Below are 23,520 nucleotides of genomic sequence, written 5' to 3'. Positions count from 1 at the left end.
GCGCCCGCGCGCGTGTTAGAGTGCCGTGTGATCCGCGCGCGCCGTTGCCAGCGCGGCGCGGCGTTGCTTGTTGATCGCGGCCCGGTCAGGTCGCGGCGTCTTTGCTAAAATTCAAACCATGTCAAAGCCTTCCGATCGCATCAATCTCACCAACCAGTTCCTGATCGCCATGCCCAACATGGCCGATCCGACGTTCTCGGGGACGGTGGTCTATCTTTGCGATCACAGCGAGCGCGGTGCGCTCGGCCTCGTCATCAATCGTCCTACCGACATCGACCTCGAATCGCTGTTCAACCGCATCGACCTGAAGCTCGACATCGAGCCGCTGCTGCACATTCCCGTGTACTTCGGCGGCCCGGTCCAGACCGAGCGCGGCTTCGTGCTGCACGAGCCGGTCGAGGGCGCGAGCTACAACTCGTCGATGTCCGTCGACGGCGGGCTCGAGATGACGACGTCGAAGGACGTGCTCGAGGCGGTCGCGACGGGCACCGGCCCGAAACGCTTCCTGCTGACGCTCGGTCATGCAGGCTGGGGTGCCGGGCAGCTCGAGGAAGAAATTTCCCGCAACGGCTGGCTGACGGTCGCCGCCGACCCGCGCATCGTGTTCGATACGCCGGCCGAAGAGCGCTTCGAAGCCGCCCTCGGCCTGCTCGGCGTCAGCTCGTCGATGCTGTCCGGCGAGGCAGGGCACGCATGAGCGGCGCGAGCGCGCGCGATGCGACGCTCCTGGCGTTCGACTACGGCGAGAAACGGATCGGCGTCGCGATCGGCAACGGGCTGACGCGCTCCGCCCGTGCGCTCGTCGTGATCCAGAACCTGAACCGCGAACACCGCTTCAAGGCGGTTGGCGACCTGCTGGCCGAATGGCGGCCGGATGCGCTCGTCGTGGGCTTGCCGATGCATCCGGACGGCACGCCGCACGATATGACGCAGCAGGCGAAGCGCTTCGGCAACCAGTTGAACGGCCGCTTCGGGCTACCCGTCACGTGGATCGACGAGCGCTATTCGTCGGTCGAGGCCGAGGCCGGGCTGCGCGAGCGCGACGTGCGCGGTCGCGCACGCACCGACATGCTCGATGCCGAAGCCGCGCGCGTCATCCTTCAACAGTATTTCGATCAATTGTCCGACCATGAGCACCATTGACGCCGAGGCGCTTTACCGCGTCCTGCTCGACCAGATCCGCGCCGCGTACGGCACGGCGTTCGCCGAACCGGGCGGCCCGCGGCTCGCCGGCATTCATAGCGGCGGCGCGTGGCTCGCCGAGCGCCTCGCGAGCGATCTCGGCGCACCGGCGTTCGGCGTCGTCAACGTCGCGCTGCACCGCGACGACTACGCGAAGAAGGGGCTGCACAGCCAGGCCAGCCCGACGTCGCTGCCGTTCGACGTCGACGGCGCGCGCATCGTGCTCGTCGACGACGTGCTGTACACCGGGCGCACCGTGCGCGCGGCGCTCAACGAGCTGTTCGACTACGGCCGTCCGGCCGCGGTCGAGCTCGCGGTGCTCGCCGATCGCGGCGGCCGCGAGTTGCCGGTCGCCGCGCGCTTCGCAGGCGGCACGCTCGACGTGCCGGCCGACGCGACGCTCGTGCTCGCGCGCGACGATACGCGGTTCACGCTGCACGCCGAGTCGCACGGCACCTGAACGACACGCGAACCGTATCCCGGGCCGCTGGTTTGCACCGCGGCCCGTTTGCATAGTTGGAATCACGCACACCATGACCACCGACACCACTGGCCGCACCGGCAATCCCGCGGCGGCCGCGAGCCCCGACCGGTTTCGCTACGGGTTCCTGAAGGGCAACCCGCAGCTCACGAAAAACGGCGAGCTGAAGCACCTGCTGTCGATCGAGGGCCTGCCGCGCTCGATCGTCAATCACATCCTCGATACGGCCGAGCAGTTCGTCAGCGTGACGGACCGCGAAGTGAAGAAGGTGCCGCTCCTGCGCGGCAAGTCCGTGTTCAACCTGTTCTTCGAGAACTCGACGCGCACGCGCACGACCTTCGAGATCGCCGCGACGCGCCTGTCGGCCGACGTGCTGAACCTGAACATCAATGCGTCGTCGACCAGCAAGGGCGAATCGCTGCTCGACACGATCAACAACCTGTCGGCGATGCATGCCGACCTGTTCGTCGTGCGCCACGCGTCGAGCGGCGCGCCGTACCTGATCGCCGAGCACTGCGCGCCGCACGTGCACGTGATCAACGCCGGCGACGGCCGCCACGCGCACCCGACGCAGGGCCTGCTCGACATGTACACGATCCGTCACTACAAGCGCGACTTCACGAAGCTGCGCGTGGCGATCGTCGGCGACATCCTGCATTCGCGCGTCGCGCGCTCCGACATCCACGCGCTCACCACGCTCGGCGTGCCGGAAGTGCGTGCGATCGGCCCGCGCACGCTGCTGCCGGGCGGGCTCGAGCAGATGGGCGTGAAGGTGTTCCACAACCTCGACGAGGGGCTGAAGGGCGTCGACGTGATCATCATGCTGCGCCTGCAGAACGAACGGATGAGCGGCGCGCTGCTGCCGTCCGCGCAGGAGTACTTCAAGACGTGGGGCCTGACGCCCGAGCGCCTCGCGCTCGCCGCGCCCGACGCGATCGTGATGCATCCGGGCCCGATGAACCGCGGCGTCGAGATCGATTCGCAGGTCGCCGACGGTCCGCAGTCGGTGATCCTCAACCAGGTCACGTTCGGCATCGCCGTGCGGATGGCGGTGATGGGCATCGTCGCCGGCAACAGCGACTGAGCCCGCTTTCGCGCATCCCGATCCAGGCATTCAACGCAATCAACGCATTCACAGACAGCGCATGAAGATTCATATCAAAGGCGGCACGCTGATCGACCCGGTCGCCGACACCGAAGGGCAGGCCGACGTATTCGTCGCGGACGGCAAGATCGCCGCGCTTGGCAGCGCGCCGGCCGGTTTCAACGCGGACAGGACGATCGACGCGTCGGGCCTGATCGTCGCGCCCGGCCTCGTCGACCTGTGCGCGCGGCTGCGCGAGCCCGGCTACGAGCACAAGGCGACGCTCGCGTCCGAGATGGCCGCGGCCGTCGCGGGCGGCGTCACGACGCTCGTGTGCCCGCCGGACACCGATCCCGTGCTCGACGAGCCGGGCCTCGTGGAAATGCTCAAGTTCCGCGCGCGCAACCTGCGGCAGGCGAACGTGCATCCGCTCGGCGCGCTGACGGTCGGCCTCAAGGGCGAGGTGATCACCGAGATGGTCGCGCTGACCGAATCCGGCTGCGTCGGCTTCACGCACGCCAACGTGCCGGTGCGCGACACGCAGGTGCTGCTGCGCGCGCTGCAATACGCGAGCACCTACGGTTACACGACGTGGCTGCGTCCGCTCGACGCGTTCATCGGCCGCGGCGGTGTGGCCGCGAGCGGCGCGCTCGCGTCGCGGCTCGGGCTCTCCGGCGTGCCGGTCGCGGCCGAGACGATCGCACTGCACACCATTTTCGAACTGATGCGCGTGACGGGCGCGCGCGTGCACCTCGCGCGGCTGTCGTCGGCGGCCGGCCTCGCGCTCGTGCGTGCGGCGAAGGCGGAAGGACTGCCCGTGACCTGCGACGTCGGCGCGAACCACGTTCACCTGATCGACGTCGACATCGGTTACTTCGATTCGCAGTTCCGGCTCGACCCGCCGCTGCGCGGCGAGCGCGACCGCGAAGCGATCCGCGTGGCGCTCGCCGACGGCACGATCGACGCGATCTGCTCGGATCACACGCCGGTCGACGACGACGAGAAGCTGCTGCCGTTCGGCGAAGCGACGCCGGGCGCGACCGGGCTCGAGCTGCTGCTGTCGCTGACGCTGAAGTGGGCGGACGAGACGCGCACGCCGCTCGCGCAGGCGCTGCGCCGCATCACCTCCGCGCCGGCCGACGTGCTGCAGCTGCCGGCGGGCCGCCTCGCCGAAGGCGGCGCGGCCGACCTGTGCGTGTTCGATCCGCGCGCGCACTGGCGCGTCGAGCCGCGTGCGCTGAAGAGCCAGGGCCACAACTCGCCGTTCCTCGGCTACGAACTGCCGGCCACCGTGCGCACGACGCTCGTCGCCGGGCAGATCGCGTTCGAGCGCCACTGAACCCCGTCGGACCTTCGCCATGACCGCCATTCGCAAGCTGCGTCTCGTCTTTCACCTGTTGCGCGGCATGGCGATCGTCGCGCTGCGCTTTTCGCACGTCACGCCCGCGCACCGCGCCGAGCTGATACGCCGCTGGTCGCTCAAGATGCTGCGGATCTGCGGGATGCGCCTCGTCGTCCACAACGACGGCGCGCGGCTCGATGCGAGCGCGCTCGTCGTGGGCAATCACGTCTCGTGGCTGGACATCTATGCGGTCAACGCGTGGCGGCCGACGCCGTTCGTGTCGAAGGCCGAGGTGCGGCAGTGGCCGATCGTCGGCTGGCTCGCCGAGAAGCTCGACACCGTGTTCCTGCAGCGCGAGAAGCGTACCGAGGCGATGCGGATCATGCACGAGATGGCCGAGCGCCTGCGCAACGGCGGCGTGATGTGCGTGTTTCCGGAAGGGACGACGTCCGACGGCCAGGATCTGCTGCCGTTCCATGCGAACCTGTTCCAGGCCGCGGTATCGGCCGGCTGCGCGGTGCAGCCGATTTGCCTGATGTACGAGGACGCGCACGGGCGGCAGTCGGTCGCGCCGGCGTACACGGGCGACCTGTCGCTCGGCAAGTCGCTCGACATGGTGCTGCGCGGCGGCCCGCTCGTCGCGCATCTGTATGTGTGCGAACCGATCGCGCCGGGCGGCGACCGCCGCGCGACGTCCGCGGCGGCGCGCGACGCGATCGCCGCCGCACTGGTGACACTGCAGGAGAAGGTCGGCAAGCCGACGGCGGAGTCGCTTGCCGAGCTGCAGAAGCATGCGTATCCGGCGACCGAGCTCGGCGCCGATGCTGCGGGCGACGCGACGCCCGACGCGCCCGTGCCGGGGCGCGAGGGCTGACGCGCGACCGCGGCGCGTGAATCAGCGTGCCGTCACTCGCCGCCCGGCGAGCGGCACGCTTCGCACTGCACCTGCGTGACCGTGCGCTGCGCCGGATCGGCCGCGAGTCGCACGGCCGACAACTGGTTTCCCCATACGCAACCCGAATCGAGCGCGACGACGTTGTCGCGCAGCATCAGGCCGAGCGCGGCCCAGTGCCCGAACACGACCGTCACGTCCTCGGTGCGGCGCCCCGGCGCGTCGAACCACGGCAGGTAGCCGGGCGGCGCGCTGTCGGGGCCGCCGTTCGCCTTGAACTCCATCGCGCCGTCGGGTGTGCAGAAGCGCAGGCGCGTGAACGCATTGAATGCGACGCGCATCCGGTCGCGTTTCTTCAGGTTCGGACTCCACTGGTTCGGCTCGTTGCCGTACAGCCCTTGCAACGTGTCGCGCCAGTCGGGGGCACGCAGCGCGTGCTGCAGTTCGTCGGCGAGTTCGAGGGCAAGCGTGGTGTCCCATTGCGGCAGCACGCCGGCGTGCACGAGCAGTTTTCCGTCGTCGACATGCACGAACGGACGGTGGCGGACCCAGTCGAGCAGCGCGTCGGCGTCGGGCGCGTCGAGGATCTCGCCGATGGTGTCGCCGGGGCGCTCGGTGCGAATGCCGGCCGAGACGGCGAGCAAATGAAGGTCGTGGTTGCCGAGAACGACGGTCGCGCGCGGGCCGAGATCGACAATGGCGCGCAAGGCGGCGAGCGAGCCAGGGCCGCGGTTGACGACGTCGCCGGCGATCCAGAGCGGCGTGTCGGCGGGGACTGAAAGCTTGGCCAGCAGCGACTGGAAAGCGGAATGACAGCCTTGGATGTCGCCGATGGCGATGGGGGAGAGGGTCATGGGGCGGCGGATTTTGCGAGTATCGAGAACGCGGGGAAAATTATCCAGTCAATGCGGCGCCGTGCAATTTCTGTTCCGCAACAGGGCGGTAATCTGGCAATAAATTTCGCGCCTGGAAAGGGTTCGAAGCGCTGTATCAAGTTGTTAGCGGCATGGCTTTTGCAGGGGGCGACTCCCTATAATTGTCGCTTTCCCCAACAAAATTAGCATTTCATGACTTTGGAGGCCATGTCGACCGGTTAAAATTCCCGGTCTGACGTGGCGGCCATCGCCAAGTGCTTCGAATTTTGACGCGGCGACCGCCTGATGGCGCTCGCCGCGCATTACTACAGAGGGAGTCTCATGATTCTGGTTACGGGCGGCGCAGGGTTTATCGGTGCCAACTTTGTACTCGATTGGCTACGCGAATCCGACGAAGCGGTGCTCAACGTCGACAAGCTGACCTATGCGGGCAACCTCCGTACACTGCAATCGCTGGACGGCAACCCGAAGCACGTATTCGCACGCGTCGACATTTGCGATCGTACCGCGCTCGATGCGCTGTTCGCCGAGCACAAGCCGCGCGCGGTGCTGCATTTCGCCGCCGAAAGCCACGTCGATCGCTCGATCCACGGCCCCGCGGACTTCGTGCAGACCAACGTCGTCGGCACGTTTACGCTGCTCGAGGCGACCCGCCAGTACTGGAACGGCCTGAACGACGCCGACAAGGCCGCGTTCCGCTTCCTGCACGTGTCGACCGACGAGGTGTTCGGTTCGCTGTCGGCCACCGATCCGCAATTCTCCGAGACGACGCCGTACGCGCCAAACAGCCCGTATTCGGCGACGAAGGCGGGATCCGACCACTTGGTACGCGCATACCATCATACGTACGGTCTGCCGGTACTGACGACGAACTGTTCGAACAACTACGGCCCGTACCAGTTCCCCGAGAAATTGATCCCGTTGATGATCGCGAATGCGCTCGCGGGCAAGCCGCTGCCGGTGTATGGCGACGGCCAGAACGTGCGCGACTGGTTGTACGTCGGCGATCACTGCAGCGCGATCCGCGAAGTGCTAGCGCGCGGCGTGCCGGGCGAGACGTACAACGTCGGCGGCTGGAACGAGAAGAAGAACCTCGAAGTCGTGCATACGCTGTGCGACCTGCTCGACAAGGCGCGCCCGAAGGCAGCCGGGTCGTACCGCGACCAGATCACCTATGTGACCGACCGCCCGGGCCATGATCGCCGCTACGCGATCGATGCACGCAAGCTCGAACGCGAGCTCGGCTGGAAGCCGGCGGAAACGTTCGAGACGGGCCTGGCGAAGACGGTCGACTGGTACCTCGACAACCAGGCCTGGGCCGACGAGGTCGCATCGGGCGAGTACCGCAAGTGGGTCGAGACGAACTACGCGAAACGCACCTGAGGAGAGAAGCGATGGCACGTAAAGGCATCATTCTCGCCGGCGGTTCCGGTACCCGGCTGTATCCGATCACGCACGTCGTGTCGAAGCAGCTCCTGCCGGTGTACGACAAGCCGATGATCTACTACCCGCTGTCGACGCTGATGATCGCGGGTATTCGCGATGTGCTGATCATCTCGACGCCGCAGGACACGCCGCGCTTCGAGTCGATGCTCGGCGACGGCAGCCAGTGGGGGATGAACATCCAGTACGCGGTGCAGCCGTCGCCCGACGGCCTCGCGCAGGCGTTCATCATCGGCAAGGAGTTCGTCGGCAACGATCCGTCGGCGCTGATCCTCGGCGACAACATCTTCTACGGGCACGATCTCGCGAAGCAGCTCGAGCGTGCGCATGCGCAGGAAAGCGGCGCGACCGTGTTTGCGTATCACGTGCACGACCCGGAGCGATATGGTGTCGTCGAATTCGACAAGTCGTTCCGCGCGCTGTCGATCGAGGAGAAGCCGGCCAAGCCGCGTTCGAACTACGCGGTGACGGGCCTGTATTTCTACGACAACCGCGTGTGCGACATCGCGGCCGACATCAAGCCGTCGCCCCGCGGCGAGCTGGAAATCACCGACGTCAACTCGCGCTACCTCGATAGCGGCGCGCTGAATGTCGAGATCATGGGGCGCGGCTACGCGTGGCTCGACACCGGCACGCACGATTCGCTGATCGAGGCGGCCAGTTTCATCGCGACGCTGCAGAAGCGACAGGGTCTCGTGGTCGCATGTCCGGAAGAAATCGCGTATCGCCGCAACTGGATCGACGCGGAGCAAGTGTTGAAGCTGGCCCAGCCGCTCGCGAAGAACGCATACGGTCAGTACCTGAAGAACATTCTCACGGATCAAGTCGCATGGCCATCCAAGTAACGGCAACGGCGCTGCCCGAAGTCAAGATCATCGAGCCGAAGGTGTTCGGCGACGCGCGCGGATTCTTCTACGAGAGCTTCAACGGGAAGGAATTCGCCGAGCAGGTCGCGCCCGGCGTCGAATTCGTGCAGGACAACCATTCGCGCTCGTCGAAGGGCGTGCTGCGCGGGCTGCATTATCAGATCCAGCACGCTCAGGGCAAGCTCGTTCGCGTGGTCGAAGGCGAAGTGTTCGACGTGGCCGTCGACATTCGCAAGGGTTCGCCGAACTTCGGCAAGTGGGTGGGCGTGGTGCTGTCGAACGACAACCACCGGCAACTGTGGGTGCCGCCCGGTTTCGCGCACGGTTTCGTCGTGCTGTCGGAGGCCGCGCAGTTCCTCTACAAGACGACCGACTACTGGTTTCCGGAACACGAGCGCAGCATCGTGTGGAACGATCCGGAGATCGGGATCGAATGGCCGATCGACTTCGAGCCGCTGCTGGCGGCGAAGGATGCGGCCGGCAAGCGGTTGAGCGAAGCCGAAGTTTATGCGTGAGGTGGGTGTGACTCCTGAACCGACGATCCTCGTGACGGGTGTGAATGGCCAGGTCGGGTTCGAACTGCTGCGTTCGCTGCAAGGTCTCGGTCGTGTGGTGGCATGCGACCGTTCGATGCTCGACTTGTCCGATCTCGATCGGGTGCGCAGCGTCGTGCGCGAGTTGAAGCCGTCGATCATCGTGAATCCTGCTGCGTACACGGCCGTCGACAAGGCGGAGACGGACGTCGACGCCGCGCGCCGGCTGAATGCCGACGTGCCGCGTGTGTTGGCCGAAGAGGCGGCACGTAACGGCGCGGCACTGGTTCACTACTCGACCGATTATGTGTTCGATGGCGTGAAGCCGGGTGAGTATTGCGAGACCGATCTCCCGGATCCGCAAAACGTCTACGGCCTGACCAAGCTTGAAGGCGAAGCTGCGATCGCCTCGTCCGGATGCCGGCACCTCATTTTGCGCACCAGTTGGGTATATGGTGCGCGTGGACATAATTTTCTGCTGACAATGCTTCGTTTGGGCGCGGAACGCCCCGAATTGAAAGTCGTCGCTGATCAAATGGGCGCACCGACCTGGAGTCTCGCCATCGCGACGGCGACGTCGCACATGATCGCCCAGGCACGCGGTGCTGCGGACGCGGCGGAATGGTGGGATGCCCGTTCCGGAACGTACCATTTGACAGCTGGCGGGGACACGTCGTGGCACGGATTCGCGTCGGCGATTTTCGAGTTGGCGAGCCTTCCGAAGCGGCCGGTCGTATTGCCGATTTCGGCTGCGGACTATCCGACGCCGGCGAAGCGGCCGTCGAACTCTCGGTTGTCCAACGCGAAGTTGGCGCAGGTTTTTGGTGTGGCTCTGCCGCACTGGCGTGAATCCTTGGGTTTTTGCCTGGCTGGTATGCAGAAGACGTGATCGTTTCTGTAGTCTGAGTGGTCGCATGCGCGTGTAGTGCGTTTCGTACCGAAACGGCGGATGCGGCTGATATCCGCGACGTTGTACGTCGACCGAAGCGCGTTGATCGTCAATGCAATACGAGGAACATGTGAGCTTGTTGCCGATTATTCTTTGCGGTGGTGCCGGGTCAAGACTTTGGCCCGTGTCTCGTGAATCGCATCCCAAACCGTTCATTCGACTTGCCGACGGCGAGAGCCTGTTGCAAAAAGCCTTTCTGCGGGCGGCCGGTCTGGCTGGCGTCGATGAAGTGCTCACGGTCACCAACCGTGACCTTTTCTTCAAGACCGAGGACGAGTATCGGGAAGTCAATGTGACCGGATTGGCGACCTCGTTCATCCTCGAGCCGTTTGGCAGAAACACGGCTGCCGCGATCGCCGCAGCGACCTTGTATGCTGCCGCGGCCCAGGGTGAACAGGTCGTGATGCTCGTGCTCGCGGCGGATCATCTGATCAACGACACATCGGCGTTTGCCGACGCAGTCGAGAAGGCGTCGGTGCTGGCCAAGGGCGGGAAGGTCGTGACGTTCGGCATACAGCCCGACAGCCCGGAAACCGCATATGGTTATATCGAGGCGGATGGGACCGACATCGTGCGATTCGTCGAGAAGCCCGATCTCGCCCATGCGCAGCAGTATCTCGAATCCGGGCGGTTCCTATGGAATTCCGGGATGTTTTGTTTTACGGCCGGAACGATGCTGCGAGAGCTCGCCGAGCACTGCCCCGACATCCTCGATTCTGTGAAAACCTGTATCGGTGCGTCACCGTCGTCGACAAGTGCGGGCGGAGGGGCGCAGATTCGTCTCGAGCCGAACAGTTTCGGCGCGGTTCCCGATGTTTCCGTCGATTATGCGGTGATGGAGAAGTGCCGGCAGGGGGCGGTGGTGCCGTGCTCGATTGGCTGGAGTGACGTCGGATCGTGGACGGCGCTGGGTGATCTTGCGACTCCGGACGAATACGGCAATCGCGTGGAAGGCGAAGCCCTGCTCATCGACGTCAGAAACAGTTATCTGCAGAGTTCTGAGCGTTTGATTGGCGCAGTCGGTGTCGAAAACCTGATCGTGATCGACACACCCGACGCGTTGCTGATTGCGACGCGCAGTCGCGCACAGGACGTGAAGCAGATCTATGCGGAGCTCAAGGCGACTGGTCACGAGGCGTACAAGGTACATCGAACGGTGCATCGCCCGTGGGGAACGTACACGGTGCTTGAAGAGGGGCCTCGATTCAAGATCAAGCGCATCGTCGTAAAGTCTGGCGCGAGCCTCAGCCTTCAAATGCATCATCATCGCAGCGAGCACTGGATCGTCGTGTCCGGGATGGCGAAAGTCGTCAATGGTGATGACGCGTTTTTCGTGTCAACCAATGAGTCCACTTACATTCCAGCCGGCCACAAGCACCGGCTGGAGAATCCCGGGGTAGTCGACCTAGTCATGATCGAAGTTCAGAGTGGCGAGTATTTGGGCGAAGACGATATCGTCCGCTTCGAGGATAACTACGGGCGAACATGACGCGATGGGCGGCAGCGGCGTGGCGGATTTTCGCGTTGCCGAAGCGGCCTGGTATCACCGATTGCGGAATGGTCGTGTCAAAGCGCATTGCAGGATGGCGAACGTGGCCATTTCGCACGGTGCTGATACCGTAGGCGTAGCAATCTTATGAGCAATACACAAAATCGATCGCCGAACACCGGAGCGGTTGTCGTTTTCTTTCATCCTGACGCGGCGTGCGTTGCGCGTGCCAATCGGCTGGCCGAGTCGATGCATTGCGTCGTGGTCGACAATACGCCGGAAGTGTTCGATCGCCGCGCTCTCGGGTTGACCGGTTCGATCGAGTACATTTCCAATGGATGGAATGCCGGAATCGCAATGGCGTTCAATCAGGGTGTCGGCGCGTTGATTCAGGCAGGTTGCGATGTCGCATTGCTGTTTGATCAGGACAGCGAGCCGCCCCAGTCCTTGCTAACGGATCTGCCGAAACTGATCGCCCAAGCCCGGGAGTTGGGAAGCCGCGTCGCGCTGATCGGTCCGGCTTATGAGGATCGACGTTTGCGTGGGGTTGCACCGTTTGTACGGTTTGGATGGGGGAGACTCCAGCGGATACCTCCGGTAGGCGACGTGCCAATCGAGGTCGATTTTCTCATCTCATCCGGATCCTGCATCAATCTGGAATGCTGGAAAGACGTCGGCGCAATGGACGAGTCGCTATTCATCGACTTCGTCGATCTCGAATGGTGCATTCGCGCGAAGCAGCGCGGCTATCAGGTCTGGGGGATTCCGTGGTTGCGGATGAGTCACGAGCTGGGAGGCGAGCCTGTTCAGATATTGGGGCGTCGTTATCCCATGCATGGACCGATCCGCCACTATTATCAGTTTCGGAATGTAATCGCATTGATGAAGCGTGCATCGATGCCGTTGAAATGGAAGACGACAGAACTCGTGAAGTTGCCATTTCGGGTCCTGATCTATTGTTTTTTCCCTGATCGGCGAGTTGAGCATCTTGTGATGGTATGGCGCGGCATTCGCGATGGTTTTCGAGGCCGGCTCGGACCTTATTCCGATAGTGCTCGATGAAGGTTTCGCTGGGTCTCGCTAGGCGGTCAGCCAAACTCATTTGAGCAGATGGGCCTCATTGTGGGAGCGGGGATCAGGATGCTCTGCAAAAATCTATCTGGCGTTCATATTCGTGGCTATCCGAACCCTGGCGATGGTCGTCAGGTGACGGCGGGGCGCGTCAACTGAATAATGTTGCGGCTCGCTTTTTTTGCGATGCACCATAAATCAGGTGCGGCGTGGTGATGCGTTGGTAGATGGGTCGGAAGTGCGAGAGGCTCGGCATAATCAGAATCTGACGGATTGGGTTGGAGTTGGTATTAACCCCACTTCCTTTCAAAAATATAATTATATGTAATGTGTTGTAAGCTCGTGGCCCCGGTCTTCAGTCGGAGATATATCGATATTTGCCACGGCCATGGCAACAGAAGCCTACCCAAACCGTCTACCTGAGAGATGAGTATGGAGCCAACGCAAATTGCTCGCGGATATTGCCACGTCTGCGGATCGCAGGCCATCTTTAAGTCATACGAGCCGGTCGACTTCCCTTGCAAGCGCAATTCTTTCCTCTGTCAGTACTGCGGGTCTTCCGCAAGAAACCGGCATCTTGCAAAGTCGATTCTTGATTTGTGGTTGAGTGGTGATCCCCGTGCCTCGCTCCGGAAGTTCGCGAGAAAATTTCGAGGAACGGTCTACATAGCGAGCACGGCAGGCGCTGTCGCTGAATCCCTGACCCCACTTGGGAAACGCCTCGTTTCCAGCGAGTATATCGACGGCATCGCTTCGGGGAAGAGTCATAATGGAGTACTTTGCGAGGATATTCAGGCTACGTCCTTCGACGATTGCTCATTTGATTTGGTTATCACTGAGGACGTTCTGGAACATGTTCCCTGCCCTGAAATGGCATTTGCCGAGATTAGACGCATTTTGAAACCCGGTGGGTATCATGTTTCGACGATACCGGTTAAATGGCATCTTGCTAAAAGTGAACCTCGCGCAGTAATCGAGGGTGGAATGATTCGTCACTTGCAAGAGCCCGAGTTTCATCTTGATCCGACCAGGGTGGAAGGAATATTGGCGTTTACTGACTACGGGCAGGATATTCTCGCGCGCTACTGTAGCATCATCGGTAAGTCGGAGATGTTGGCTGCTCACGGTGATCTCGACATGGAGCGTGCATACGCGATTTATAACAACTGGGTCTTCTTGTCGCAGCGGCAAGGAACGGCATCTCTGCCGGTACTGCCGGTATCTACCTGGACAAGATTCGTAAGTCGATGGTTGTGAAGTTGACCGTACTCAAGCATCCGCTCTGCAACGGCTGAACCGATGGTCTTCCGCGATACTCATCGACCTTGCCGTTCACGTGGCACGCGGTAGAGGGCGGCTTTTGATCTGAAGACGGGCGGAGCGGGGACCGACCGCTCCGTCGAGTCGTGTTCACTTCACGCCGATAGGCCTCGACCTAATCGAGGGTTCCGATGCGCGGAGGATTGGCGAGCGTGAATGGCAATACGTCCACCGCGAGGGAAAGATTCGGGTTGTACGCTGGGTCGCGAATCAGTGCGGTACCCCATCGCTCTTCCATTCGACGCACTTCACCCACAAAGCGCTGATATTTGTCCGCCGCCATGTCGGAACCGCGTGTTGCCGATTCGTAGTGGTACAACTCGGCGAATGGCGTCCAAACGTTTCGGTAACCCGCGTCTCGTACCCGTAAGCAGAAGTCGACGTCATTGAAGGCAACGGCAAAAGCCTCGTCCAAGCCGCCTACTTCGTTATATATCCGCTTGCTGACAAGGAGGCATGCGGCCGTGACCGCAGACATGTCCTGCACGGATACTGCACGGTTGAAGTAGCCGAAATTCCCACGCTTGAGCATGTGGTGCATATGGCCCGCGATACCGCCCAATCCCAGCAGCACGCCGCCATGCTGAAGTGAATTATCCGGGTACCATAGGGCTGCCCCGACTGCACCGATGCCTGGTTGCGACGCGATGCCAACCATTTCGTCGAGCCAGTCAGGCGAGATGACTTCGGTATCGTTGTTCAACAGGCATACAAAACTGCCTGTCGCTGCTGCTGCGGCTATATTGTTCAGCGCAGAAAAATTGAACGGCGAATCGTCGGTGATGATCCTGACGTTCGGGCGAAGCGATATCTCCTGGAAATAGGCGAGGGTAGCCCCGTCCGTGCTGCCATTGTCGACGACGATGATCTCGTAGTTCGGGTATACCGTGCGCTCGACGATGCTTTCGACGCACTGGCGGAGCAACGCGACACCGTCTCGCGTCGGGATGATAATGGATACCTTTGGAGCAGGGGCGGGTATCGCGTACCTCACGCGGAAAACCGGCAAGTCGCCGAAGGGCCGCTCCACGGTTGCGACGATGCCGGAGCGCGCGAGATGACCTTCGATTGCCCGCTGCGCCGCCGTTGACGCATACGGCTTGGCGTGACTCGTTCTTGCGGTGCTATTGGCCGTGATGCGCCAGTGATAGAGCACATGCGGAATATGAACGACGCTGTCATCGCCGGCAATCTCGACGCATCGAAGCGCGAGGTCGTAGTCCTGGCTTCCTTCGAACCCGAGTCGAAAGCCGCCCACTTGTCGCACGAGCGCGGTTTCGATAACTCCGAGATGCGAGAACAGATTCTGCGTACGGAACAACGCAGGATTCCAGTCGCATTTGAAATATGGGGCCGTCCGCTGCCCGCGTTCGTTCAGCTTATCCTCGTCGCTGTAGAACATGCGCGCCCGAGGGTATCGGTTGATGTATTGTGCAACGACAAACAGTGCGTGAGGCGGGAGGATGTCGTCGTGATCTAGCAGTGCGACGAATTCGCCGGTTGCCAGCGAAAGGGCGCTATTGCTCGCTTCGGAGATATGGCCGTTCTCCGTACGAAACATGAGCCGAATTCGTGAATCATGTGCCTGATGGCGTGTCAGGATCTCGCGCGTAGTCTCGCCCGGCGACGCATCATCCGCGATACAAAGTTCCCAGAACGGGTAGACCTGCTCCTGCACGGAACGGATCATTGCTTCGAGATGCGACGGATTGCTGTTGTACGTCGGAACGACGATCGAAATCAGCGGTTGACGTTCGAACGATTGCAGCGCGTTTTCAGCGGCCGCACGTTCCGCGTCGCCGAATCGGTCGAACTTGTTGATCCACTCGTGATAGACCTCGTCGGGCGGGGGGGCGTCGGCGAATCCTCCGCCATCACGCAGACGCCTGGACCGAACAAGGATTCCCTGAAGACCTTCTCGCTTAAGTATGGACGCGTAGTGCCAGAGTGCACTCCACAGGCTACCGCGGACGACCGCTTGGCGCCGGATCGTTGCCGCAACGACGCCAGCCATGCGGATCGCGGACGTCACGTGTCGAAGGGGCGACGTCAGGCGCCATGATAGCGATGCGCGGATGTTTCGCAGTTCATCCTCAAGCCGGATTCGGTCGGCTTCGACATTCGCGCGCAGGATATTTTCCTTGCGCAGGCCAGCGAGTTCGCGTTCCAGTTCGATAATGCGCTGCGCCAATGCGCTGCCCTCGACGTCGTCACGGGAAAGGGCGTCGCGATTTGTCGAATCCTGTGGGGCGCGGTGTTGGCCAGAAGTCATATGAGTAAGTCAGGGCCAGGTCGGTGTGGGTTGATCGGATTCTCAAACGGACTGACGCGTTTTACGCAGTTTCGCGAACAAAGAGCTCGATGCGATTCATTGGGATTCCGACGAGTCCGGTTGCGACACGGGCGGACTCCGACTTTACGATGATGGCATCGTGAACGCAGTCAAGTATGCGAATACTCTTCTCGGAAGGTGCCGCGACGAGAACGGTGAATGAGTAGTCGCCGGGCGGAAGAATTGGCATGTCGAAGCAAAACTCCGCAACGACGTGACTAGCATTCGCAGATGGAAAACCGCCTTCCCGCAGCGCGAATACGCTGTCGTCACCAAACAGCGGCTGCCCGAGTCGGTCCTTGACGAAAAACGCAATGTGCGGCATATCGGATTCGGTTCGGCGGATACGAATCCGAAGTGAAACCCGTTCACCACCCATGACCCAGGTAACCGGGGCGCCTTTCGTGTTGGTGAGGGTCGTGGATTCGATCAACGTCGACTCACGTTGCACTGGAAGTTCGTGCGGATCCAGATCGACGCTCGGCAGCGCCGGCAGTGCATCGATTGTGTTGCGCGGGAATCCGCTGCGCTGATCTGCGCGTGGCTCGTTGCCGATGGCGGTTACATCGAGCTTTCTGGTGCCGGATTCAACACGAGACACGCTGTCCTCACGCTCCCGATAAAACGCCTCGAAGTAGTTCATGCAGACGGTTTTCGCACTTCCCGATTCGCGCATCACACCTCGATCAAGCCAGATGACCCGGTCGCACAGGCTGCGGATGGCGGATGAATCATGGCTGACGAACAAAACCGTCCCGGTCTGCTGAAAGCGACGCAGGAAGCGCATGCATTTTTGCGTGAAGAATGCGTCGCCCACAGCTAACGCCTCGTCGATGACCAGGATGTCGGCGTCCACGTGTGCGATGACTGCGAACGCGAGGCGGACGAACATGCCGCTCGAGTATGTTTTGACGGGCTGGTCGATGAAGTGGCCGATATCGGCGAACGCAATGATCTCGTCGACGCGCGAATCGATCTGCTCGCGGGTCAGGCCGTGCAACTGGCCGTTGATGTAGATATTTTCCCGACCGGAGTATTCGGCATCGAACCCGGAACCGAGTTCAAGTAGAGCAGCAATGCGTCCTTGGGTTTCGACCACGCCGCTCGTGGGAGCGAGTGTGCCGCAAATGATCTGCAGCAACGTGCTCTTGCCGGACCCGTTGCGGCCGATGATGCCAATCGTCTCTCCCCGCGCAATCTCGAAATCGACGTCTTTGAGTGCCCAGAACATCCGGGCGCACGCCTGCGCACGCTGGCGCAGGGATTCGCGCACGCTCGGGACCGGCGCAAGCCCGCTCAGCAAGCCGAGGATACTGCGTTTCAGACGGTCCGACGGTTTGCGATAGGACTCGAATCCTTTGGCGAGCGACGTGGCGCGAATGACAACATCAGATGACATCGGCGAAACCCCGGCGCGTCTTCTGGAACCATGCGAAGCCGATCCACGCAACGGCGATGGCCATGATTGAATAGATGGACCACCGATTCCAGTCGATCATGTGTCCCCAAATGAGAACGTCACGACCCTGTTCGATGGGATAGGTCATCGGATTCAGATAGACGAAGCTGCGGAACTGTTCCGGCAGCGAAGACACCGGAAAGAACACGGGCGAGAGGAACATCATCGCGGTGATGACGATCCCGACGGTTTGTCCGATGTCGCGGAGATAGACGCCGGTGGCGGACAGAATCCAGCTTACGCCCATGATGAATACGCAGAGCGGTGCGAGCACGATGGGGAACAGAAACGCAGTCAACGGCACGCTACCGACGACGGCCCATTCGGCCACCAGCAGGATGCAGACGCTCACGCTAAGGTGAAACAGCGCCGATAACAGCGTCACGCAAGGCAGGATCTCAAGCGGGAAGACGATTTTCTTGACGAAGTTCGAGTGGGAGAGAATTTGCCCCGGTGCCCTGTTCACGCATTCGGAAAACAGGTTGAACACGATCATTCCCGCGAACAGCACTACGGCGAATTCGCCCTTTGATGCTGCGTGCGACGCGTCGTTCCAGCGCGATTTGAACACTTCGCTGAATACGAACGTATAGACGCTCAGCATCATGAGGGGCGTGAGCAACGACCAGAAGATGCCTAGAAAGGACCCCTTGTAACGTCCCACGGCGTCGCGGCGCGCGAGATCGAGCATCAGGCGGCGATTTTTCACCAATGAAGCGGCGAGAGATCGCGGCGAAAGACTAAAGCTTTGCATAAGTTCGACGACAAGGTCAGCGGGTGTGGCACGGCACAAGGAGTCAGCGGAAAGCGGATCCGTGCAGCCGCGATTCGATGACCGCAGGCGGGCTTCAGGTCGATGCAGCACCTGCGGTCCAGTGCTTTACTTGGCCCTGGGGCCATTCTGGTGCATGCGAATTATCGCATAGTGGTTCATCGGCGGACCCACGTCGAGTCGGTCGCAGCGTGTGTCGAAGTGTAAATGTCGCAAGCAATCCGGAGTGCGGGTGCGGGGTCGCCGATTAATGCCGATCGCGTGCCTTTCCACGCCGCGAGCCGAATCCGAGCGGAATTTCGGGTTCGGGGAAGCGCTTTTTCTGGGGCTTTCGGCGTCGATTTTCCATATTGTGAAATGATGCGTCGTGGTACGATTCGTCGTTTACCATCCGCGACTGATGGCACATCACTGGATCGATCCATCGATCGCAATCCATCGGTTGGCATCGTGTGTGGACGGAATGCGAAGAATGAATTCATATGTCTGACTATATCGCGATCGAATCTCACGGCATCAGCAAGGGTTTTGAGTCCTACGAGCGACCCGGCGACCGGTTGAAGAGAGGAGTGCTCGGTGCCATTGCGCGGCTTGCGCAACGCTCGGCGACGCGACAGGCGACGCATCGGCAAGCTGAAGCGCAGCCGAACGTATTTTGGGCCCTTCATGACGTGAGTTTCTCTGTCGCGGCTGGAGAAACCGTCGGCATCGTGGGCCGGAACGGGTCGGGCAAGAGCACGTTGCTCCAGATCGTCTGCGGCACGCTGGCCCCGACACGCGGCGATATCGCCGTGCGCGGTAAGGTTGCTGCATTGCTCGAGCTCGGCTCCGGCTTCGACGTCGAGTACACCGGTCGCGAAAACATCTATCTGAATGCCCAACTGTACGGGCTATCCCGTCAGCAAATCGACGAGCGCTACGAGTCGATCGTCGAGTTCGCGGACATCGGCGAGTTTATCGATCAGCCCGTCAAGACCTACTCGAGCGGCATGTTTGTCCGTCTGGCGTTCGCGGTCATCGCACATGTCGATGCGGACATCCTCGTGATCGACGAGGCACTGGCGGTCGGGGACGCATTTTTCAATCAGAAGTGCTTTCGTTTCCTGCACGAGTTCAAGCAGCACGGGACTATTCTGTTCGTCAGTCACGATACGTCGACGATCAGAAAGCTTTGCTCGCGCGTCATCTGGATCGACAGCGGGCGGATTGTGGCGCAGGGGAAACCGGCGGATGTCTGTGCGGCGTATCTGGAGGCGCGCTACAGCACGGCTGGAGCAGCGTCCACGGCGGTGCCGGTAGAGGTCGAGCGTCATGACAGTGCAATTGATTTCCGTCGCGAACGCTTCAACGCCTCCTCGTTTCGCAACGACATCCAGGTGCTTGCGTTCAATCACCAGTCGCAGGCTTTTGGCGAGGGTGGCGCGCGAATCGTCGACGTTGCATTCTTCGACGATCAGGAGCGCAGGCTCGAATGGATCGTCGGTGGCGAAACGATTACGCTGCGCGTGACAATTGAAATCGACGAGCCCCTGGTTTCCCCGATCGTCGGCTTCTACCTCAAGAACGAGCGAGGTCAGGAACTGACGGGAGACAACACGTTCGCAACCTTCGCCGAACGACCCGTATCATGTGACGCCGGCGATGCGCTATGCGCGGAGTTCACCTTCATCATGCCGATACTGCCGGTGGGGGCTTTCTCGATCAATGTCGCGATTGCGGAAGGCACGCAATACGACCACGTTCAGCATCACTGGATCCACGACGCGCTACCCCTTCGCGTGCACGCATCCCGCGTGAGACACGCGCTCGTGGGCGTTCCGATGGTGCATGCCGGACTGTCCGAAGAGATATAGCGTGGAATGGATTTGATCCCCAGGCATGAGCACAATCTCCCGGCGTGAAGTTGTCGTCATGTGTTCGGCGCGATTACAAGATTTTTGCAAGTTTGCAGAGCAGGATTCTCAAATGACCAAGCAAGAGCGAATTTTTCGATTCAAAGCGTCGGAAGATGATCACTCGTTCACCGGTGAACGATATCTTCCCGGCGTTGCGGGGCCGATTCAGTACGAGCACTACCATCGGTATCTTTTCTCGACGGCGATCTGCGCAGGCAAGGACGTACTCGATATCGCGTCGGGCGAGGGCTATGGTTCAGCCTTGCTGGCGCAGGCGGCGCGCTCCGTGATCGGCGTCGATGTCGACCCGCAAGCTGTCGAAAATGCGAAGGGGCGCTATGGTGACGTGCCGAACCTCCGGTTCGAGTGGGGCAGTGCCACGCAGATTCCTCTTGCCGACGCATCGGTAGATGTCCTCAACTCCTATGAGACGCTGGAGCATTTTCGTGAGCATGAGACGTTCATGCGCGAGGCGCGTCGGGTATTGAAGCCGGGCGGCATCATGATCATTTCGACGCCGAACCGTCCGATCTATTCGCCGCCCGGATCGCCTCCCAATGAGTACCATGTTCGCGAGCTCGATCGCGAGGAATTCGTCCAGTGGCTCAAGAGCGGGTTTCAGAATTTTGTCCTCTATGAACAGAAGCCGCTTGCCGGATCGCTGCTCCAGAAGGAAGGGCGCAGCGGTGAGCGACGCATCAATTGCTGGTCCGAACACGAGGTGGGCGAGTATCGCGAGACTGCGGGTGTTCTTGATCCCGTGTATTTCATTGCGATTGCGTCCGATGGTCCGATACCGGAAATGGAGGACAATCTGCTTGATGGCGGTGTGTCGTTCACGCGTTACGATCAGGCGCGCAACGCGCATATCGGCGCCCAAGCGACTGAAATTGTCCGCCTGACGACGGAAACCATGGCGCGCGGCGACGAAATCGGCCGCCTGACGGCCGAGGCAGTGCGGCTGACCGACGAGGTTCTCCGGCGCGATGAAGAGATCGGCAAGTTGACGGTCGAGACCGTGCGTTTGAACGACGTCATCATTGCGAACAATGCCGATATCGACCGCCTGAAAACCGAGGTCGAGCGATTGACCCGGACCGTTTCCACGCTTACCGAGGCGGCTGAACGTCGCGACGAAGCGGTGACGACTTCACGTAAGGTGCTTGAATCTCTTGACGTGCAGAACAACACTTCGACGGTTCTCGCTGCTCGGGTGGACGAGTTGACCGATCAGTTGAAGCATACGGAGGGCCTCCTCGGCACACAGGCTCAGGACAGCGATGGCGGGCGCGAGAGCGATCCGTCGACTGTTGCACTGTTGACCGAGAACGAGAGCCTTCGGCGGCAGTTGAAGCAGATCACGAACTCCACTTCCTGGCGCGTGACGAAGCCGCTTCGTTATGCCGCCCGCCGTATCCGCGCGAATCAGCAGGGTGCCAGCACGACACCGGCTTCGCGTTCCGGAGCGACGGCGAGGTCGTCCACGTCGATCGCCGAGGTCGAGGGGGCGTCGCCGTTGACGCTCCGGTCGTTCGAGCAAGCGGCGGCGCCGCGAGCGACGATCGTCGTGCTGCAATCACAAGGCGGTGCGGCGATGCGCGAATGTCTTGCGGCTCTGAGCCACCATACGACATCCGTCGCGTACCAGATATTTGCGGTTGGCGAGATCGATGCGAAGCTGGTGGCGGAGAGCGGTGTCCGGGTCATCGACGATCATCATGCAGCCCAGTCGATATCGGCGCTGGCCAAGCACATCGGTAATTTGTCCGGGAGTGAATTCATCGTCCTGATGTCGGACGTATTGCTGGCGCGTCCGGGATGGTTGGCAGCGATCGATGAAGCGTTCGAACGCTTCACCGACGCGGCTGCGGTCTCCGCGATCATCTTGGAAAGGAACGGTACGGTGTACGCTGCTGGCGGAGTCATCGATGCCGGCGCGCATCTCCTGGCCGCGCATGCCGGCGTCAACAGCGATAACGTCAAGATCCAGAATGTGACCGAGATCAAGGCGGCAAGCCCTGGATTCATCGCGGTTCGAAGCGATGCCTGGGAGCGTGCATCGCGTTTCGAGAAGGAGATGCCGGTTCTCACAACCGGTTTCGTTGCGTTGGCGCTCGATTTGTTTGCCCGAGGAGAGAAAACGTACTTGCAGCCGTTCGCCCGTTTCGTCATGTCGAATGCGGCGCGAGCGAGCCGGCCGACGAATGATGATAATTGGGATGATGCGTATCAGCGTTGGCTCCTACGGCAGCATCACGACACGCTCTTCCGTGTCGAGCGCCCGTTTGACGACGTGCTTGTGTTGCCGCAGCGACCGAAGGTCGTGATCGTAGATGCATTCGTGCCAAAACCCGATCAGGACTCCGGATCGGTCGACGTCTACTGGTACATGCGTATTTTCCGCGAGTTCGGCTATGACGTGAGCTTCATTGCTGCATTCGAACAGTCGCCTCCTGTCGCCTATATGGATGCACTGCGGCGTTGGGGCGTGCGGGTTCAGTGCGCGAGCGATCTCGCGACGCTCAACCAGTTGTTCATGGAAGAGGTTGTGGACGCACGCGTAGTCGTCGCACAACGCATCATCGTCGCTCGTCATCTGGTTGAACCGCTTCGTCGGGGCGCACCGCATGTCAAGCTGGTGTTTGGCACGGTGGATCTCCATTACCTCCGTGAAGAGCGCGCGGCAATCCACGATCGCTCCCCCGAAGCACTGGAGGAGGCATTGATGCTGCGGCGCACGGAAATTCAGACCGTGCGCGAAGCCGATGCGACCATCGTTGTGAGTCGTGTCGAGCACGATTTGCTGAAAGACTTAGCGCCGCAAGCGAACGTCCATCACATTCCGATCCCGCGGATGCCGACCCGTTCGGGGCGTACGTTCGACGAGCGGTCCGGCGTCGTATTTGTCGGCGGATTCGCGCACCGACCGAATATCGATGCCGTGCAATTTCTGGTCGAGGAGATTTGGCCGATCGTGAGGCGGAGCCAGCCCACGGCGGAGTTGCGTATCGTTGGCAGCGGCGTGACCGATTACGTACGTTCGCTCGACAATCCGGCGACGGGGGTGAAGGTTGTCGGATTCGTAGAGAATCTCGGCGATGTGCTTGACGTGGCTCGCGTATCGGTTGCACCGCTTCGATTCGGTGCCGGTGTCAAAGGCAAGGTGGTTTCAAGCCTGTTGCATGGCGTACCCAGCGTGCTGAGCAAGATTGCGAGCGAAGGGATGGGCCTCGTTCCAGGTGAGCAGGTGCTTGAGGGTGACAGCGCCGAAGATATTGCCGCGGCGATCGTCAAACTGCTCGAAGACAGGCAACTGTGGCAGCGCGTCGCCGATGCGGGATTTGCGGCCGCGGTTGCGGAGTACTCGGTGGAAACCGTTGCGGCCAGGATGTCCACTCTGCTCGCATCGATCAATGTTCTGGATGGCGAGCGAGATTTGCGTCCTGGTGCATTCAATATTCACTGACCGTTCCACTCATATTGATACTCACCATGCTGCGTTCCCTGTTCTCATTGTTTCGTAAAGTACCGCCGC

19 protein-coding genes are annotated in these 23,520 nt (G+C 61.4%); 15 read left to right on the top strand and 4 right to left on the bottom strand.

The window, feature by feature from the left end; all coding sequences use genetic code 11:
- Positions 1–118: 118 nt before the first annotated feature.
- The 6 genes from WS89_RS14935 to WS89_RS14910 all read left to right on the top strand — a co-directional run bounded on the left by WS89_RS14935 (position 119) and on the right by WS89_RS14910 (position 4,963).
- The gene (locus WS89_RS14935) at positions 119–697 is read left to right on the top strand and encodes a YqgE/AlgH family protein (RefSeq protein ID WP_006491354.1); all 579 of its coding nucleotides are present in this window, start codon (positions 119–121) and stop codon (positions 695–697) included.
- A complete protein-coding gene (gene ruvX / locus WS89_RS14930) occupies positions 694–1,143 on the top strand; it encodes a Holliday junction resolvase RuvX (protein ID WP_059499824.1) in 450 nt (149 codons plus the stop codon). Before WS89_RS14935 ends, ruvX begins: the two co-directional genes overlap by 4 nt.
- On the top strand, positions 1,130–1,642 hold the full coding sequence (gene pyrR, locus WS89_RS14925) for a bifunctional pyr operon transcriptional regulator/uracil phosphoribosyltransferase PyrR (RefSeq protein WP_059791682.1): 513 nt from the start codon (positions 1,130–1,132) through the stop codon (positions 1,640–1,642). Before ruvX ends, pyrR begins: the two co-directional genes overlap by 14 nt.
- Positions 1,643–1,715: 73 nt before the next feature.
- Positions 1,716–2,747, top strand: a complete 1,032-nt coding sequence (locus WS89_RS14920) for an aspartate carbamoyltransferase catalytic subunit (protein WP_006476735.1) — start codon at positions 1,716–1,718, stop codon at positions 2,745–2,747.
- 61 nt (positions 2,748–2,808) lie between these two features.
- The gene (locus WS89_RS14915) at positions 2,809–4,086 is read left to right on the top strand and encodes a dihydroorotase (protein ID WP_059791680.1); all 1,278 of its coding nucleotides are present in this window, start codon (positions 2,809–2,811) and stop codon (positions 4,084–4,086) included.
- 19 nt (positions 4,087–4,105) lie between these two features.
- Positions 4,106–4,963 (top strand): lysophospholipid acyltransferase family protein, encoded by an 858-nt coding sequence (locus tag WS89_RS14910; RefSeq protein ID WP_059791678.1) that lies wholly within the window; start codon positions 4,106–4,108, stop codon positions 4,961–4,963.
- 32 nt (positions 4,964–4,995) lie between these two features.
- Here WS89_RS14910 and WS89_RS14905 read toward each other — a convergent pair whose 3' ends face one another.
- A complete protein-coding gene (locus WS89_RS14905; RefSeq protein WP_059791676.1) occupies positions 4,996–5,835 on the bottom strand; it encodes a symmetrical bis(5'-nucleosyl)-tetraphosphatase in 840 nt (279 codons plus the stop codon).
- Between the two features lie 342 nt (positions 5,836–6,177).
- Here WS89_RS14905 and rfbB point away from each other — a divergent pair, with 342 nt between their 5' ends.
- The 7 genes from rfbB to WS89_RS32415 all read left to right on the top strand — a co-directional run bounded on the left by rfbB (position 6,178) and on the right by WS89_RS32415 (position 13,464).
- Positions 6,178–7,239 carry a dTDP-glucose 4,6-dehydratase gene (rfbB, locus tag WS89_RS14900; protein ID WP_059791961.1) on the top strand — a complete coding sequence of 354 codons (1,062 nt, stop codon included), beginning with the start codon at positions 6,178–6,180 and terminating at the stop codon, positions 7,237–7,239.
- An 11-nt stretch (positions 7,240–7,250) separates the two neighbouring features.
- On the top strand, positions 7,251–8,144 hold the full coding sequence (rfbA, locus tag WS89_RS14895; RefSeq protein ID WP_034206577.1) for a glucose-1-phosphate thymidylyltransferase RfbA: 894 nt from the start codon (positions 7,251–7,253) through the stop codon (positions 8,142–8,144).
- A complete protein-coding gene (rfbC, locus tag WS89_RS14890; protein WP_059791674.1) occupies positions 8,129–8,680 on the top strand; it encodes a dTDP-4-dehydrorhamnose 3,5-epimerase in 552 nt (183 codons plus the stop codon). Before rfbA ends, rfbC begins: the two co-directional genes overlap by 16 nt.
- The gene (gene rfbD, locus WS89_RS14885) at positions 8,673–9,587 is read left to right on the top strand and encodes a dTDP-4-dehydrorhamnose reductase (protein WP_059791672.1); all 915 of its coding nucleotides are present in this window, start codon (positions 8,673–8,675) and stop codon (positions 9,585–9,587) included. Before rfbC ends, rfbD begins: the two co-directional genes overlap by 8 nt.
- 130 nt (positions 9,588–9,717) lie before the next feature.
- Positions 9,718–11,136, top strand: a complete 1,419-nt coding sequence (locus WS89_RS14880; RefSeq protein ID WP_059791959.1) for a mannose-1-phosphate guanylyltransferase/mannose-6-phosphate isomerase — start codon at positions 9,718–9,720, stop codon at positions 11,134–11,136.
- A 147-nt stretch (positions 11,137–11,283) separates the two neighbouring features.
- Positions 11,284–12,198 (top strand): glycosyltransferase family 2 protein, encoded by a 915-nt coding sequence (locus WS89_RS14875; RefSeq protein ID WP_059791670.1) that lies wholly within the window; start codon positions 11,284–11,286, stop codon positions 12,196–12,198.
- A gap of 441 nt (positions 12,199–12,639) precedes the next feature.
- Positions 12,640–13,464 (top strand): class I SAM-dependent methyltransferase, encoded by an 825-nt coding sequence (locus WS89_RS32415; RefSeq protein WP_179949757.1) that lies wholly within the window; start codon positions 12,640–12,642, stop codon positions 13,462–13,464.
- 178 nt (positions 13,465–13,642) lie between these two features.
- On the opposite strand, the gene WS89_RS14870 is transcribed toward WS89_RS32415, so the two are convergent.
- From WS89_RS14870 to WS89_RS14860, 3 genes are all read right to left on the bottom strand, one after another.
- Positions 13,643–15,541, bottom strand: a complete 1,899-nt coding sequence (locus WS89_RS14870; protein ID WP_059791957.1) for a glycosyltransferase family 2 protein — start codon at positions 15,539–15,541, stop codon at positions 13,643–13,645.
- A 319-nt stretch (positions 15,542–15,860) separates the two neighbouring features.
- A complete protein-coding gene (locus WS89_RS14865; RefSeq protein ID WP_059791668.1) occupies positions 15,861–17,258 on the bottom strand; it encodes an ABC transporter ATP-binding protein in 1,398 nt (465 codons plus the stop codon).
- Positions 17,248–18,072 carry an ABC transporter permease gene (locus tag WS89_RS14860; protein ID WP_059791954.1) on the bottom strand — a complete coding sequence of 275 codons (825 nt, stop codon included), beginning with the start codon at positions 18,070–18,072 and terminating at the stop codon, positions 17,248–17,250. Before WS89_RS14860 ends, WS89_RS14865 begins: the two co-directional genes overlap by 11 nt.
- Before the next feature lie 500 nt (positions 18,073–18,572).
- On the opposite strand from WS89_RS14860, the gene WS89_RS14855 reads away from it, so the two are divergent.
- Together WS89_RS14855 and WS89_RS14850 are read left to right on the top strand one after the other, a co-directional pair.
- Complete coding sequence (locus WS89_RS14855) at positions 18,573–19,943, top strand: ABC transporter ATP-binding protein (RefSeq protein WP_059791666.1); 1,371 nt, start codon at positions 18,573–18,575, stop codon at positions 19,941–19,943.
- Between the two features lie 112 nt (positions 19,944–20,055).
- A complete protein-coding gene (locus tag WS89_RS14850) occupies positions 20,056–23,451 on the top strand; it encodes a methyltransferase domain-containing protein (RefSeq protein WP_059791664.1) in 3,396 nt (1,131 codons plus the stop codon).
- Positions 23,452–23,520: the final 69 nt, after the last annotated feature.

The sequence above is a fragment of the Burkholderia sp. MSMB1072 genome (genome assembly GCF_001524725.1).
Taxonomy (GTDB): domain Bacteria; phylum Pseudomonadota; class Gammaproteobacteria; order Burkholderiales; family Burkholderiaceae; genus Burkholderia.
This window is presented reverse-complemented; position numbering and strand designations above follow the sequence as displayed.